The following is a 13414-nucleotide window of genomic DNA, read 5'->3' as shown; positions in this document are numbered from 1 at the left end:
CGGCTACCTCGCCGCATTCTCCGCCTGCGCCTTGGCCACCAGCACATCGAGCACCGTGATCACCGCTTTGTTGGCTGCCTCCACCGTCTGATCCACCGACCGGCTGCCCGCCTGTGCCGGCGACGTCACGTAGCGCCCATTGACCACCAGCGAAGGTGAGCCGTCCAGGCGATAGTCGCTGATCGTGCGCGGCAGGCGCTTCATCGCCGTCATCACGCCGAACGAATTCCACGTCTCCAGGAACTGGTTCCGGTCGATGCCGTTCTTGCCCACCCAGTCGATGATCGCATCATCCTTCGCCAGGCGGATGTGCTCCACGTGCACAGCATGCTCGATCCTCGGGAACATCGCTTCACCCTTGCCCATCGCCTCGAGCGTGAGGAACAGGTGCGCCTCGGGATCGGCGGCGCCGGTGTACGGCACGTGCACGCGCCGGAACGAAATCGCGTTGCCCTGCTTTTTTACCCACGCAGCCAGTTCCGGCTCGAGCTGATGGCAGTACGGGCAGTGGTACATGAAGAACTCCAGCACTTCGACCTTGCCGGCCGGCGCCTTGACGTCCTGCTTTTGCGGCAGCGTGACAAATTCGGCGCCGTTGCGCGGATCGTTGGGCGAGGCGAAAGCAATGGTGGACACGAGGCCGATCGCGGCCAGGGCGAGGCGCAGCACGAGCATGAAAATTTCCTTTGGGATAAATTGACGATGGCGGCGAGGGTAATTCAATTTTGACCCGGTGACAAATTATGCGAGATTTTGCATAATTTGATGAGGCCGCCTGCCTTCGGATTTACTGCCGGCAACAGCCCCTGAGGTACAATGAGCGCCACCGTTTTTGAACCTGTCCGATTCCCGCCCCCGGCTTCCATGTTCCCCGAAATGCAATTCCTGCTGCGCGATTGATGGAGAGCCTGCGCCGCCATCCGGTCGCCTGGCCGCTGTGGACCGCCATCGCGCTGGCGCTGCTGTGGGCCGCGTTCGCGCCGTTTGCCTACGCCACGCGCGAGCAGCTGTTCGAGATCCCGAAAGGCACCCACGCGCGACGAATGGCCGGCGACCCGGTCGATATCCTGCCGAAGGTGGTAACACTTACGCTGGGCGTGCAGGACGTGCTCCTGCTGCGCAACAGCGACACCGTGCCGCAGCTGTTCGGCCCCGTTCTGCTCAAGCCGGGCCAGGACTTCCGGCTGCCGTTCGAACAGGCGTCCGACTACCAGATCGCCTGCACCGCCCACGCCGGCGGGCAAATGACGGTGTCGGTGGTACCGACGCCGGACCCCGGCATCGACCGCCTGCGCTGGCGCTTGGCCGCGCTGGTCCACGCGATCCGCTATCTGGAAAAGACAGTAGGCTGACGCGGAAAAAACCGAGCCGGGGCGGCAGCGGAAAACCCGGTCTCGCGTGCGCCGAAACGTAACGCGATTTGTCATGATGTATGCATGACGCATATTCCGATCCCGTTGTTTCCGCTGGGTACAGTGCTGTACCCGGAGGGCGTGTTGCCGCTGCAAATCTTCGAAGTGCGCTACCTCGACATGATCCACAAATGCATCGCCGAGGGCATGCCGTTCGGCGTGGTCATGCTGATCGAAGGACGCGAAGTGCGCACGCCGGCGTCGATCGAGAAATTCTCCGACGGCGGAACGCTCGCCAGCGTTGCCGCCAGCCACGCGCCGTCGCCCGGCCTGATCCAGGTGGTGTGCCGGGGCGGCGCGCGGTTCAAGGTGGTGTCGTCGCAGCGGCGCCCCAACGGCCTGTGGGTGGGCCAGGTGGAATTGGTGGCGGCGGATCTGCGGGTGAAGATTCCGTCGGAGCTGCGCGGCGCCGCCGATGCGCTCGAGCGCGTGCTCGAATCGTTGAATGACGTCCCGGAGGAGCGCTGGCCGGTGAAGCGCCCGTTCCGCTTCGACGACTGCGGCTGGGTGGCGAACCGCTGGTGCGAGCTGCTGCCGCTGCCCTTGTCGCAGAAGCACGGCATGCTCATGCTGGACAATCCCCTGATCCGCCTCGAACTGATGCACGACCTGCTCGACGAGCACGGCCTGATTACTTCCTAGCGCGTCGTTCCTGCGCAGGCAGGAACCCATGCTGAATTCGCTTTTTACCTCACGGCTCGCTCAGCATGGGAACCTGCCTTCGCAGGTTCGACAGTCCATCGATTAGCGCGAACCGCCCGCCTGCGCGTCGGCGCCGCCGCTGGCCGAACCGCTGGCGCTGGCATTGGCCGCCGGCAGGCTGACCGAGCGCGCAGCCTGCATCGACTGCTGCGCCGCGCCGCGTGCCGCGCCCGCGCTGCCGGCCGCCGCGCCGCGTGCATTGGCCGCGGTGCCCTGTGCGTAAGCGCGCGTCATGTCGGCATGCGAGCTGGCCGCCGCGCCGGCCGGCTGCGCCGCGTCGCGCGCCGAACCTGCGATGGCGCGGGCGCCGCTGCCGATGCCGCTCGGCGCGGTCAGCCCGCCCGACACGTTGGCGCCGCCGTCACCCGATGCGGAGCCGCTCGCGTGCGAGCCGCCACCCAGCGCGCCGCCCAAACCGCCCGAGCCGCTGCCGCCGGCCTGGCCTTGCGTCGATGGCGCAGCGGGCGGCGCGGCGCGGCCCAGCAGCGAACCTTCCGCGCTGCCGCTGCCTTGCGCGCTGCCGGATGCGTTGGCCGAACGGGTGACGTTGCGCGCGCTTTCGAGCGAACCGCGGCTGGCCATCGAGCCCATCGTATTCATCTGCATCATCGAGCCCATCGAGCCGCCGCCCAGCGAACCTGCGCCGCCGAGCATGCCGCCGACGCCGCCGCGTCCGCCGAGCAGTTGAGCATGCGCCGAGGCGGCCACGCCGAGGGAAATAACGAGAGCGATGTGGGAAACGATTTGTTTGGTTTTCATGGTGGATCTCCTCAGTTTGGCGCGGCTCATTCCGCTGCCGTTACTGGGATAACGAGCGGGCTCTGCAAATTAATCCGCGTGATCCGAAGAGAGTTGTATCAAATCGTTACCGCAGGCTCGATGGATCGATGCGGAACGCCGTGCCGACGATGCCATAGCCGGTCTCGTTGCTGACGGTGCTGCCGTCCGGGCGCAATGCCTGCTTTGCCAAGGCCGCCACCGCCTGCGCGGCGCGCGCCTTGTCCGGCGCGGCCAGCGATTCGGCCAGCAGGGCGGCGACCAGCGGCGCGGCGAACGATGTGCCGCGCACCGCGCGATACGCAGGCGACCCCGGCGCCGCGCTGACCATGTTGTTGCCCGGCGCGGCGAACATCACCTGCGGGCCGCGCGCCGCTTCGGGCAGCGGGCGGTTGTTGCGGTCCACCGCGCTCACGCCCACCACGCCGGGATAGCTGGCCGGGTACAGCGGCGGCGCGGCGGGACCGTCGTTGCCGACGGCGGCGACGATCAGGTGGCCGCGCTGCTGCATCGCGCCGACGACGCGCTCGAGCGCCTGGTTGGCCGGTCCCACCAGGCTCAGGTTGATCACGCCGACCTGCTGTTTCGCCAGCCACGCCAGCGCGCCGGCGATCTGGTCGGCCGAGCCGCCGGTGGGGCTGTCGCAATAGATATCGGCCGCGAACAGGCTGGCCTGCGGCGCGACGCCGTGAAAGCGCGCCGAGCGGCCGACCATCAGCGCGGCGACCGCGGTGCCGTGGGCGCTGGGGTGGGCGGCGCCGCCGCAGCCCCAGCGCGCGATGCGGGCGCCGCCGAACACGTCGTGGGAAGTTTCGACGCCGCTGTCCACGAGGCCCACACGTACCGATGGGGTCAGGTCCGCCGGACCTGGAAGGAGTCGAGCCTTGCAGGGCTCGACCGTTCCGCAGGAGCGAAGCTTCGCTTCACTAAACCCCAGCTCCACCCCCGCCTTTGTCGCCGCCGCATGCAGCATCGGGGTCTGGTCCTGCGGACCTGGCCCCGTCTTTGTCGCCGGCGCATGCAGCATCGGGGTCTGGTCCTGCGGACCTGACCCCATCTTGAGCGGCTCAGCCGAACTGCCTGTATAGATATGATTGAAGTCGTACACCCCGTCCGGGTCGAGCGCGCGCAGCCGCGCCAGCACCGCCGCCGTATCGGCGCGGTCCGGCACGCGCAGCACGACGGTGCGCAGCGCATCGTCGCCCGAATCGCGCACAACGCGCAGTCCTTCGGCCGCGGCCCCCGCCAGCGCGGCCGGGCTGGGCGACCAGGCGAAAATCTCGTGGCGCACCGCCGGCTCGCCGCGCGGATCGGCTTCCAGTACGTCGCGATGGCGGCGCAGCAGCCGCCCGACCTCTTCCAGGCGCAGGGCGCGCACATCGGGCAACTCGCGCAGCGGCGCGGTCAGGCGGTCGCTGTCGAGGCCGCCTATGCGCGGCAGCTGCGGCAGGCCGACCGACGGCAGCCGAAGCTGCGCCTGCGCGCCGGCGGAGGCCGCGGCGAGAGCAAGCACTAACAAATAACGCCACCGGCGCCGGCGCAAATGGGTGTGGGTTGGCTTCATGGGCGGATGATAAACTAGTTGTTCGGAACACCTGACTCAATAAACGTTTGGCTGCGGGATTAAAATCCCTGTGTCCGGCGTTTACTTCATATCCATGACACATCAAGCCGTCCCCCTGCATGCCGAAATCGCCAAATTGCTGCCGCGCCTGCGCCGATTCGCGCGCACCATCGTGTGGAACCGCGAGGATGCCGACGACCTGGTCCAGGCCGCGGTCGAGCGCGCGCTGGGACGGTCGGAGCAGTGGCAGCCCGGCACGCGCCTGGACAGCTGGATGTTCCGCATCATGAAGAACGCCTGGGTGGACGAGGTGCGCAGCCGGATCCGGCGCGACCGCGTGATGGCGCCCGAGGAAGCGGGCGAGCACGTGGGCGACGAATCGGCCGAAGCGCAGCAGCAGCGCATGGCGATCGAAAAGGCGATGGCCATGCTGTCGGACGACCATCGCGTCGTCATCGGGCTGGTGCTGGTGGAAGGGCTGCCGTACAAGGAGGCGGCGGAAGTGCTGGACATACCGATGGGAACCCTGACCAGCCGGCTGGTGCGCGCGCGCGAAGCGCTGCAGGGCTTCCTGTCCGATCAAGCGAGGACCGTATCATGAGATTTACCGATGAAACCCTGATGGCTTACGCCGACGGTGAGCTGGACGAAGCCACCCGGGCCCAGGTCGAGCGGGCGATCCGCGCCGACCCGGTGCTGGCGGCGAAGGTGCGCCAGCACATCGCGCTGCGCCAGGACGTGTTCCGCGCGTTCGCCCGCACGCTCGACGAGCCGGTGCCGCGGCGGCTGCGCCAGGTGGCCAGCGCGCCGAAGGTGATCCAGCTCGACAGCGTGCGCGCCGCGCGCAAGCAGGCGGTCGAGGCCAGGCGCGGCTGGTCGTGGCCGGAGTGGGGCGCGATCGCGGCGACGCTGGTGGTGGGCGTGATGGGCGGCGTGTTGGGGCTGAAGGGCGTGCAGAGCGAGACGACGTTCGCGCAGGCCGGCGCCAACGGCGCCCTGCGCGCGCACGGCAAGCTCGATGCGGCGCTGACCACGCAACTGGCCAGCGCCGGGGCGCCGCCGGGCGGGGTCAAGATCGGCGTCAGTTTCGTCGGCCGCGACGGCCAGTACTGCCGCACCTTCGACATGGGATCGGCGGCGGGGCTGGCGTGCCGCGCCGGCGGCGGCTGGAGCATTCCGGTGCTGGTGGAAGGGCCGGGCGGCGCGCAGGGCGAGTACCGGCAGGCCGGCAGCGCGATGCCGCCGGCGGTGCTCGAAGCGGTGGACGCGCGCGCGGTCGGGCCGTCGCTCGATGCGAAGGCCGAACAGGCGGCCGCGCAGCAGGGCTGGGCGCGCTAAAGTGGCAGCTCGGGGTCTGGTCCTGCGGACCTGACCCCATCTTATTTGTTATCGTGGTTCGCTGAAGATGGGGACTCGGAGTCCCCATCGTTCCGCGACCAGCCCCCCACCGATCTGCTTTACATCCCGCTTCGCATGGCTTCCAGCGCAGGCAATGCGGTCTGCTCCGCCGCCGGCAGCATGGCCCGGTTGCGCCCGGCCAGCTTGGCGCGGTACAGCGCCTGGTCGGCACGGCGCACCAGCATGCCCGACGCGTTGTCTTCAATCGGCACCAGCGCCGCCACCCCGATGCTGATGGTCACCACGCCATACGGCGATTGCGCATGCGGCAGCGCGCGCCGTTCGAGCTCGCGGCAGATCTCCTGCGCCAGCGCCAGCGCTTCGTCCGCATCGGTCGCCGGCGCCAGCAGCGCAAACTCTTCGCCGCCGTAGCGCGCCGCGAGGTCGCCGGTGCGCCGCGCGAACTGTTCGATCACGCCGGCCACCGCGCGCAGGCATTCGTCGCCGGCCTGGTGGCCGTAAAAATCGTTGTAGCTCTTGAAGTGGTCGACGTCGAGCATCGCCAGCGCCAGCGGGTGGCCGTTGCGCATCGCCCGGCGCCATTCGGCCGCCAGCGCCTCGTCGAAGCCGCGCCGGTTGGTGATGCCGGTCAGGCCGTCGGTTGACGACAGCGTGGCCAGCTTGGCGTTGGACTCCTCCAGTTCGCCGGTGCGCGCCGCGACCAGCGCCTGCAGCTGCTTCTGGCGCCGCGTCAGGCTGCGCACGCGGGCCCGGTACGCCATCGCCAGCAGGCCGGTCGCCACGACCGCCATCAGCGCGCGGAACCACCACGCCTGCCAGAACGGCGGCAGGATGCGGATCGTCACGCTAGCCGGCTGCCCGCTCCACAGCCCCTGCTCGTTGGCCGCCTTCACCTCGAACACATAGGTGCCCGGATCGAGGTTGGTATAGGTCGCCGTGCGGTGATTGGCGTCGGTGACGACCCAGTCGCGGTCGAAGCCGGTCAGCCGGTGCGCGTAGGCGTTGCGCGACGGGTCGGTGTAGTGCAGCGCCGAGAACTCGAGCGAGAACACCGATTCGCGCACCGACAAGGTCACCTCGGTGGGCGCCGTCACGGTGCCGGACAGCTCGACGCCGGGGCGCCTGGCCTGGCCGGCGAGCGAGCGGTTGAACACGCTGATGTCGGTGATCGCCACGTGCGGCGCCACCGACAGGCTGCGCACCTGCTCCGGATGCACGCCGGTCATGCCCTTGACGCCGCCGAAGTACAGCACGCCATCGGCGCCAGCCGCCGCCGAGCCGATCGCGAACCCTTCGGTCAGGCCGTCGGAGGTGCTGAAGCGGCTGGCCGCGCCGGTGGCCGGGTCCATCCGCAGCAGCCCGCCCGCGGTGGACAGCCACAGCATGCCGGCGCGGTCGCTGCGCATCGCCAGGATCTTCACGGTGCCCACGCTGTCCTTGCCGGCGTAGCCGCGAAAGCTGATCGCGCCATCGGCGCCAGTGAGTACCTGGGAGAGGCCCTTGGCCGTGCCGGCCCACAGGCGCCCCTGCGGATCCTGGTACAGGCTCGATACGTTGTCGTCGGCCAGCGAGGCCGCGTTGGCCGGGTCGCTGCGGAAATGGCGGAACTTGCCGATGGCGGGGTCGAGCAAATCGAGCCCACCGCCGCTGAAGTCCGAGCCCATCCACACCCGCCCCAGCCTGTCTTCGACGATGCAGGTGGTGCCGTTGACGCTGCGGCTGCCCGGATCGGCCGGATCTGCGGCAAAGGTGACCGAGGCGCCGCTGGCCGGATCGAAGCGGATCACGTGCAGGCCGGTGCCCAGCCACAGCTTGCCGCCGGCCCCCGGCGCGATGACGTTGATGAAGTTATTGGCCACCCCGCCGCCGAAGCGGAAGCTGGCGAAGGGGGCGTCCGGCCGGTCCAGCCGGTTCAGGCCCGCCGAGGTGCCGACCCACAAGGCGCCGCCGGGCTGCTGGTACATGCTGTAGACGACGTCGTTGGACAGGCCGCCGGCGCGTTTCGGCTCGCCGCGCCAGCTCTTGATGACGGCGCCGTTGGCCGGGTCGAACAGCGAGAAGCCGGTATTGCTACCCAGCCAGAGGCGTCCGTCAGGCGCGGCCTCGATGTTCTGCACCGAGTTGTTGGGCAGGGTGTTGTCGGCGGCGGCGTCGAACGGGATGAAGCGCTGGAAGCCGTGGCTGGCCAGGTTCACCAGGCTGATGCCGTCGGTGAAGGAGGCGACCCACAGCATGCCGCCGCGGTCCTGCATCACGGCGCGGATGTGGTCCGACTGCAGGCTGTGCGGATCGTTGGCGCGGTGGACATAGCGCACCGGCTTGTCGCTGCCCTTGTCCCAGCGCAGCAGGCCGGCGGCCAGCGTGCCGGCCCATACGGCGCCGCGGCTGTCGCCGTACAGCGCATGGACGCGCACCGGCGGCGAGTCGACGCGCTTGCGCGCCTGCCACGGCTGGGCGGTGTCCCAGGCGACAACGCCGGTTTCGGTGCCGATCCACAGCGTGCGGTCGGCGCCGTAGTACAGCGATCGCACGATGTTCAGCTTGTCGTCGGGCGCCTCGGGCGAATCGACGCGCAAGTGACGGAACTGGCTTGCGCCGGGCGCCAGGTAATCGAGCCCGCCCGGCCAGGTCCCGGCCCAAAGTCCGCCGGCCGCATCGAGCGCGAGGGCGTTGACGTCGTTGCTGCCCAAACTGGCTGGGTCTTTGGCGTCGTGGGCATAGCGCCGCACCTTGCCGCTGGCGCTGTCGACGTGCAGCAGGCCGCCCCAGGTGGCCACCCACATGCCGTCGGCCCCGTCGCCGGCGATGGCCTTGACGATCCGCTGGCTCGACGGCCCGGCCGGCAGCGCCGGTGCGATGAACTCGCCGCTGGCCGGATCGAAGCGCGCCAGCCCGCCCTGGGTGCCGGCCCAGATTCGGCCCGCCTTGTCCTCGAACAGCGCGGAGACGCGGTCGTTCGGCAGGCTGCGCGGATTGCGCGGGTCGTGGGTGTATTTCACGGCCTGGTAGCCGTTGTAGCGGTACAGCCCGCCGCTATGGGTGCCGATCCAGACGAAGCCCTGGCGGTCCTGCAGCATCGACAGGATCGACAGGTCGTCGGCGTCGAGCGAGGCCAGGCGCCTGAAGCGCAGGTCCGAGGTCGGCGTGGCCATCGCGGTGGCGGCGAACAGGAGGCAGACGGCAAGCAGGCGCAGCGAGCGAAAAAGCAGGGGGAGCATCAGGAATCCATCGACACGGCGGCGCCGCGCAGCTTGTTGAGAGTTGCAATGAGAGCAACAGCACTGTGCCGCTTGTGATGTCTCATGTCAACATTTTATGCGGCGTGATTTTGCCGATGTTGCAACAGAGCTACGAGCGCAGCGGCGCCGGGCCCCGTCCGGGTCGGGCCCCTCCATATACAGTGGCGTCAAATTAGGGTATCGTGTAGGGCCTGTAAAAGTATCGTCGCCAGCCGCGTGCCCGCGCTTGCCGTGCCGTCCGCGAACGCGGCGCAGCCTCCTTTTCCATCCCGAGCCGCCTGCCGGCGCGGCGCTGCCGGCGATCCCGCAGGCCGGACTATTTGAATTTATTGAAGAAAGCGGGCGCCCGGTGCGCCAACCAACCTGATGCCTGAAATCGACGTAACCGCTCCAACCGACGCCGCGCCCGAAGTGCGCTTCGACCAATTCGGCCTGTCGCCGCTGATCCTGCGCGCGCTGACCGACCAGGGCTACACCAAGCCGACCCCGATCCAGGCGCAGGCCATTCCTGTCGTGCTGCAGGGCCGCGACGTGATGGGCGCCGCGCAGACCGGCACCGGCAAGACCGCCGGCTTCTCGCTGCCGATCATCCAGCTGCTGATGGCGCACGCGAACACCAGCATGTCGCCGGCGCGCCACCCGGTGCGCGCGCTGGTGCTCACGCCCACGCGCGAACTGGCGGTGCAGGTGGCGGAGAACGTCAAGGCCTACGCCCAGCACACGCCGCTGCGTTCGACCGTGGTGTTCGGCGGCATGGACATGAAGCCGCAGACCGTGATCCTGCGCGGCGGCGTCGAGATCGTCATCGCCACTCCGGGCCGCCTGCTCGATCACGTCGAGCAGAAAAACGTCTCGCTCGGCCAGGTGCAGATGCTGGTGATGGACGAAGCGGACCGCATGCTCGACATGGGCTTCCTGCCCGACCTGCAGCGCATCATCAACATGCTGCCGAAGCAGCGCCAGAACCTGATGTTCTCGGCCACCTTCTCGCCCGAGATCAAGAAGCTGGCCAACAGCTTCCTGAACGACCCGGTGACGATCGAAGTAGCGCGCAGCAACGCCACCGCCGACAAGGTGACCCAGGTGGTCTACAAGGTGCCCGAGTCGAACAAAGTCGAAGCGGTCGAATTCCTGATCCGCCAGCGCGAGCTGAAGCAGATCCTGGTCTTCTCGAACACCAAGATCGGCGCCTCGCGCCTGGCGCGCCACCTCGAGCAGGCCGGCAACAAGGCGACCGCGATCCATGGCGACAAGACGCAGCAGGAGCGCATGGCCGCCCTCGATTCGTTCAAGAAGGGCGAGATCGACGTGCTGGTCGCCACCGACGTCGCCGCGCGCGGCCTCGACATCTCTGACCTGCCGTGCGTGATCAACTACGACCTGCCGTACAACGCCGAAGACTATGTGCACCGCATCGGCCGCACCGGCCGCGCGGGCGCCTCCGGCGACGCCATCTCGGTGTACTCGGACAAGGACGAGCGCCTGCTGGTGGATATCGAAAAGCTGATCAAGCAGACCATCACGCGGGGCGAACTGGCCGGCTTTGCGCCGTCGTCGTCGTCGTCGTCGTTCCCGGCGCGTTCGCGCGACGCGGCGCCTTCGGAACGGCGCAGCCGCCGTCCCGAAGGCGAGACCGGCCCGCGCCTGGGCGAACGTCCGCCGCGCAGCAGTGCCGCGCCGGCGCCGCGCCGCGAGAAGGTCGATCCCTGGTTCCTCAAGCCGTACGAGCCGGCCACGCCAGCCGTGCCTACCATCTCCAAGCCAGTCTCGCCGTCGATCAAGCCGGGCAAGCAGAAGATTGCAGCCTTGCTGGGCGGCGGACCGAAGCAGTAAGCAAGGGCGGGGTCTGGTCCTGCGGACCTGACCCCATTTTCGCCGGTGCCAGCGAAGTCTTGTAATGACGGGATCAACCCGGCACGCCCTGGCCGCTGCGGCTCGGGGCGAACCGCCTGCGCAGCGTGCGCTGCACGGGAATTTCGAAACCGTGGTGGCTGGCCATCGACAGCGCGAGTAGCGTTGCGAAGAACAGAAGCAGGCACCACGGCGAGTAGAAGACATCCTGCGCGATCGCCAGTTTCGCGGTGAGCGTTGCGGCGGCCAGCTGCAGCGGGAAGTGAAGCAGGTAGGACGAATACGAAATATCCCCCAGCCACGACCAGCGCCGCCCCAGGCCCTGGTGGCGCGACTCGAGCAGCGCCAGTGCCAGCACCGTCATCGGGAACACGATGACGCTGAACGTCTCGAAGCGGCCCGACCACACCGCGAACACCCAGGCCACCGGCGTGCATGCGAGCAGCCAGGCGCCGCCGCTTTTGACAGCGCGGGTGTAGGCCGAAAACGCGATCCCGCCCAGGAAAAAGAACATCATGCCGGCGCCGATCGGCCCATTCCATTTCTGCAGCAGCCAGCCCGCCAGCACCGCGGCGGCCATTGCGCCGGTGTGCCGGCCCGCCCGCCGGCAGAACAGGAAGAAGGCGCCGTACATCAGCACTTCGACCGAGACCGACCAGATCGGCGCGTTGAACGAAAATCCCTTCTCCATTCCCCACGCCGAGATGAATCCCAGGTTCAGCAGGAAGTGATACGCGTCGTTGGCGGGGTAGACGAAATAATGGCCGGTCAGCCCGAGGTACAGCGGCTGGAGCGCGGCAACGACCAGCAGGGTCGCCAGGTGCAGCGGATACAGGCGCGACATGCGCAGCACCGCGAACCGCCCGAACGAGATGCCGCCGCGCGCCACCGGGTCGGCGTACAGCCAGAAGAAGATGAACCCCGACAGGCAGAAGAACAGCTGCACCGCGGTGTGGCCGTGCCGGTAGAAGAACGCGAACAGGTCGAACAGCGGCTGGCGCTCGATGGCAAACGCGGCGCCGCGCGGATTGAGCGGCGCGAAGAAGTGCTGCCAGTGCCACAGCACCACGCTGAGGGCGGCGACGCCGCGCAGCGCGTCGAGCGCATGGAAGCGGCCCGGCGTCGTCACGGCGCGCTCAGTCGACCGACTTCGAGGTGACTTTGTAATCGACATGGACGATGCCCCACAGGTCGCGCGGGATCGAGCTGTCGGGGAACCTGACGGTGAAGCGGCTGCCGCCAGGGCAGTAATCGACGACGCTGTCGACCAGGGTCTGGCCGTGGTTCTTCGGATTGTCGAACAGGGTCGCAATGCCGGCGGTGACGCCGTATTCGCCGGGACACAAGGGGTTGGTGAACGAGAACTCCATCATCTGCGGCACGTTGAGCGCCGCGTTCGACGCGAAATGCCCGGAGAACATCGGGTTGAAATGCAGGATCTGGCGCCCGGCGTCGTCGGTGATGCCGACGTTGAGCACGGCCTGTGGCGGCGGTTCGCGCTTGACCCGGAAGAACACGCGGATGCGCACCAGTTCGTCGATGCCGACCGAATCGGTGTCGGCGCCGGCCGCGTCGATGATGCTGATGTCCTCGACCAGGATCTCGCCGCTGCCGGTGCGCAGCGGCGCCACGCGCTCGGCGAAGGCCTGCTGGCGGGCCTGGTCGGGCGCGCCGTCGTGCGCCGGTTCGACCTGCGCCGCGGCGTCGTCCGGCGCCGGTGCGGCGGCTTCGTCCAGCCCGGCGCGTACCAGGCGGCGGAAGATCTCGCTCTGGTAGGCGCCGCCGACATGGCTCGACGCGCCGGCCAGCCGCACCCGGCCCTTGTCCAGCCACAGGCCCTGGTTGCACAGCGAGCGGATCGCGTCGGCCGAATGGGTCACGTAGATGAAGGAGGTGCCCTGGTCGAGCATGGACCGGATCTTGTGCAGGCACTTGTTCTGGAAGTAGGCGTCGCCCACGCTCAGCGCTTCATCGACGATCAGGATGTCGGGCTGCACGTACACCGCGCAGGCGAAGCCCAGGCGCACCGCCATGCCGCTGCTGTAGGTCTTGACCGGATGGTCGATCGCGTCGCGCAGTTCGCTGAACCTGACGATCTCGGGCAGCGCTAGGTCGATCTCGTCCTTGTGCATCCCGTGCAGCATGCAGAACTGGCGGATGTTTTCCTTGCCGGGCAACTCGGGATTGAAACCGGCGCCCAGTTCCAGCAGGGCCGACACGCGCCCGTCCACCCGGGCCTGGCCCGCAGTGGGGGTGAGCACGCCGGCCAGCACCTTGAGCAGGGTGCTCTTGCCGCTGCCGTTTTCGCCGACGATGCCGAGCCGTCCGCCGCGCTCGAGCGTGAACGACACGTCGTCGAGCGCGCGGGTTTCGCGCGCATACTGCTTGCGCCCGCCCGACAGCAGTTCGAGCAGGCGGTGGCGCGGCGAGGAATAGGTATGGTAGATTTTGCTGACGTTGGCCAGTTCGATGACGGGAGTGTCGAGTTGATCGCGCATGGGGCTCCCGGA

General features: G+C 68.5%; 11 protein-coding genes. 5 read left to right on the top strand and 6 right to left on the bottom strand.

What is annotated here, in order from left to right:
- Window positions 1-3: 3 nt before the first annotated feature.
- The gene (locus tag Q4S45_RS16295) at window positions 4-675 is read right to left on the bottom strand and encodes a thiol:disulfide interchange protein DsbA/DsbL (protein WP_305506001.1); all 672 of its coding nucleotides are present in this window, start codon (window positions 673-675) and stop codon (window positions 4-6) included.
- Between the two features lie 224 nt (window positions 676-899).
- Here Q4S45_RS16295 and Q4S45_RS16290 point away from each other — a divergent pair, with 224 nt between their 5' ends.
- On the top strand, window positions 900-1352 hold the full coding sequence (locus Q4S45_RS16290) for a hypothetical protein (RefSeq protein WP_305505999.1): 453 nt from the start codon (window positions 900-902) through the stop codon (window positions 1350-1352).
- Window positions 1353-1436: 84 nt separating this feature from the next.
- Window positions 1437-2054, top strand: coding sequence for an LON peptidase substrate-binding domain-containing protein (locus Q4S45_RS16285; RefSeq protein WP_305505997.1), 618 nt, complete (start codon window positions 1437-1439; stop codon window positions 2052-2054).
- Between the two features lie 102 nt (window positions 2055-2156).
- On the opposite strand, the gene Q4S45_RS16280 is transcribed toward Q4S45_RS16285, so the two are convergent.
- Both Q4S45_RS16280 and Q4S45_RS16275 read right to left on the bottom strand, forming a co-directional pair.
- Window positions 2157-2873 (bottom strand): hypothetical protein, encoded by a 717-nt coding sequence (locus Q4S45_RS16280; RefSeq protein ID WP_305505995.1) that lies wholly within the window; start codon window positions 2871-2873, stop codon window positions 2157-2159.
- Between the two features lie 106 nt (window positions 2874-2979).
- A complete protein-coding gene (locus Q4S45_RS16275) occupies window positions 2980-4404 on the bottom strand; it encodes a S8 family serine peptidase (RefSeq protein WP_305512126.1) in 1425 nt (474 codons plus the stop codon).
- Between the two features lie 145 nt (window positions 4405-4549).
- Here Q4S45_RS16275 and Q4S45_RS16270 point away from each other — a divergent pair, with 145 nt between their 5' ends.
- Together Q4S45_RS16270 and Q4S45_RS16265 are read left to right on the top strand one after the other, a co-directional pair.
- Window positions 4550-5056, top strand: a complete 507-nt coding sequence (locus tag Q4S45_RS16270) for an RNA polymerase sigma factor (protein WP_305505994.1) — start codon at window positions 4550-4552, stop codon at window positions 5054-5056.
- Entirely contained in the window at window positions 5053-5793 is a 741-nt protein-coding gene (locus Q4S45_RS16265; protein ID WP_305505992.1) for an anti-sigma factor, read from the top strand. The genes Q4S45_RS16270 and Q4S45_RS16265 overlap by 4 nt, the downstream gene beginning before the upstream one ends.
- Window positions 5794-5912: 119 nt before the next feature.
- Here Q4S45_RS16265 and Q4S45_RS16260 read toward each other — a convergent pair whose 3' ends face one another.
- Window positions 5913-9032 (bottom strand): two-component regulator propeller domain-containing protein, encoded by a 3120-nt coding sequence (locus tag Q4S45_RS16260; protein WP_305505990.1) that lies wholly within the window; start codon window positions 9030-9032, stop codon window positions 5913-5915.
- A 387-nt stretch (window positions 9033-9419) separates the two neighbouring features.
- Here Q4S45_RS16260 and Q4S45_RS16255 point away from each other — a divergent pair, with 387 nt between their 5' ends.
- A complete protein-coding gene (locus tag Q4S45_RS16255; protein ID WP_305505988.1) occupies window positions 9420-10886 on the top strand; it encodes a DEAD/DEAH box helicase in 1467 nt (488 codons plus the stop codon).
- 73 nt (window positions 10887-10959) lie between these two features.
- Here Q4S45_RS16255 and Q4S45_RS16250 read toward each other — a convergent pair whose 3' ends face one another.
- Together Q4S45_RS16250 and Q4S45_RS16245 are read right to left on the bottom strand one after the other, a co-directional pair.
- The gene (locus Q4S45_RS16250; protein WP_305505987.1) at window positions 10960-12033 is read right to left on the bottom strand and encodes an acyltransferase; all 1074 of its coding nucleotides are present in this window, start codon (window positions 12031-12033) and stop codon (window positions 10960-10962) included.
- A gap of 7 nt (window positions 12034-12040) precedes the next feature.
- Entirely contained in the window at window positions 12041-13402 is a 1362-nt protein-coding gene (locus Q4S45_RS16245) for an ABC transporter ATP-binding protein (RefSeq protein WP_305505985.1), read from the bottom strand.
- Window positions 13403-13414 lie beyond the last annotated feature (12 nt).

This window comes from Massilia sp. R2A-15, assembly GCF_030704305.1.
In the GTDB taxonomy this organism is placed as follows: Bacteria; Pseudomonadota; Gammaproteobacteria; order Burkholderiales; family Burkholderiaceae_D; genus JAFCUW01.
This window is presented reverse-complemented; position numbering and strand designations above follow the sequence as displayed.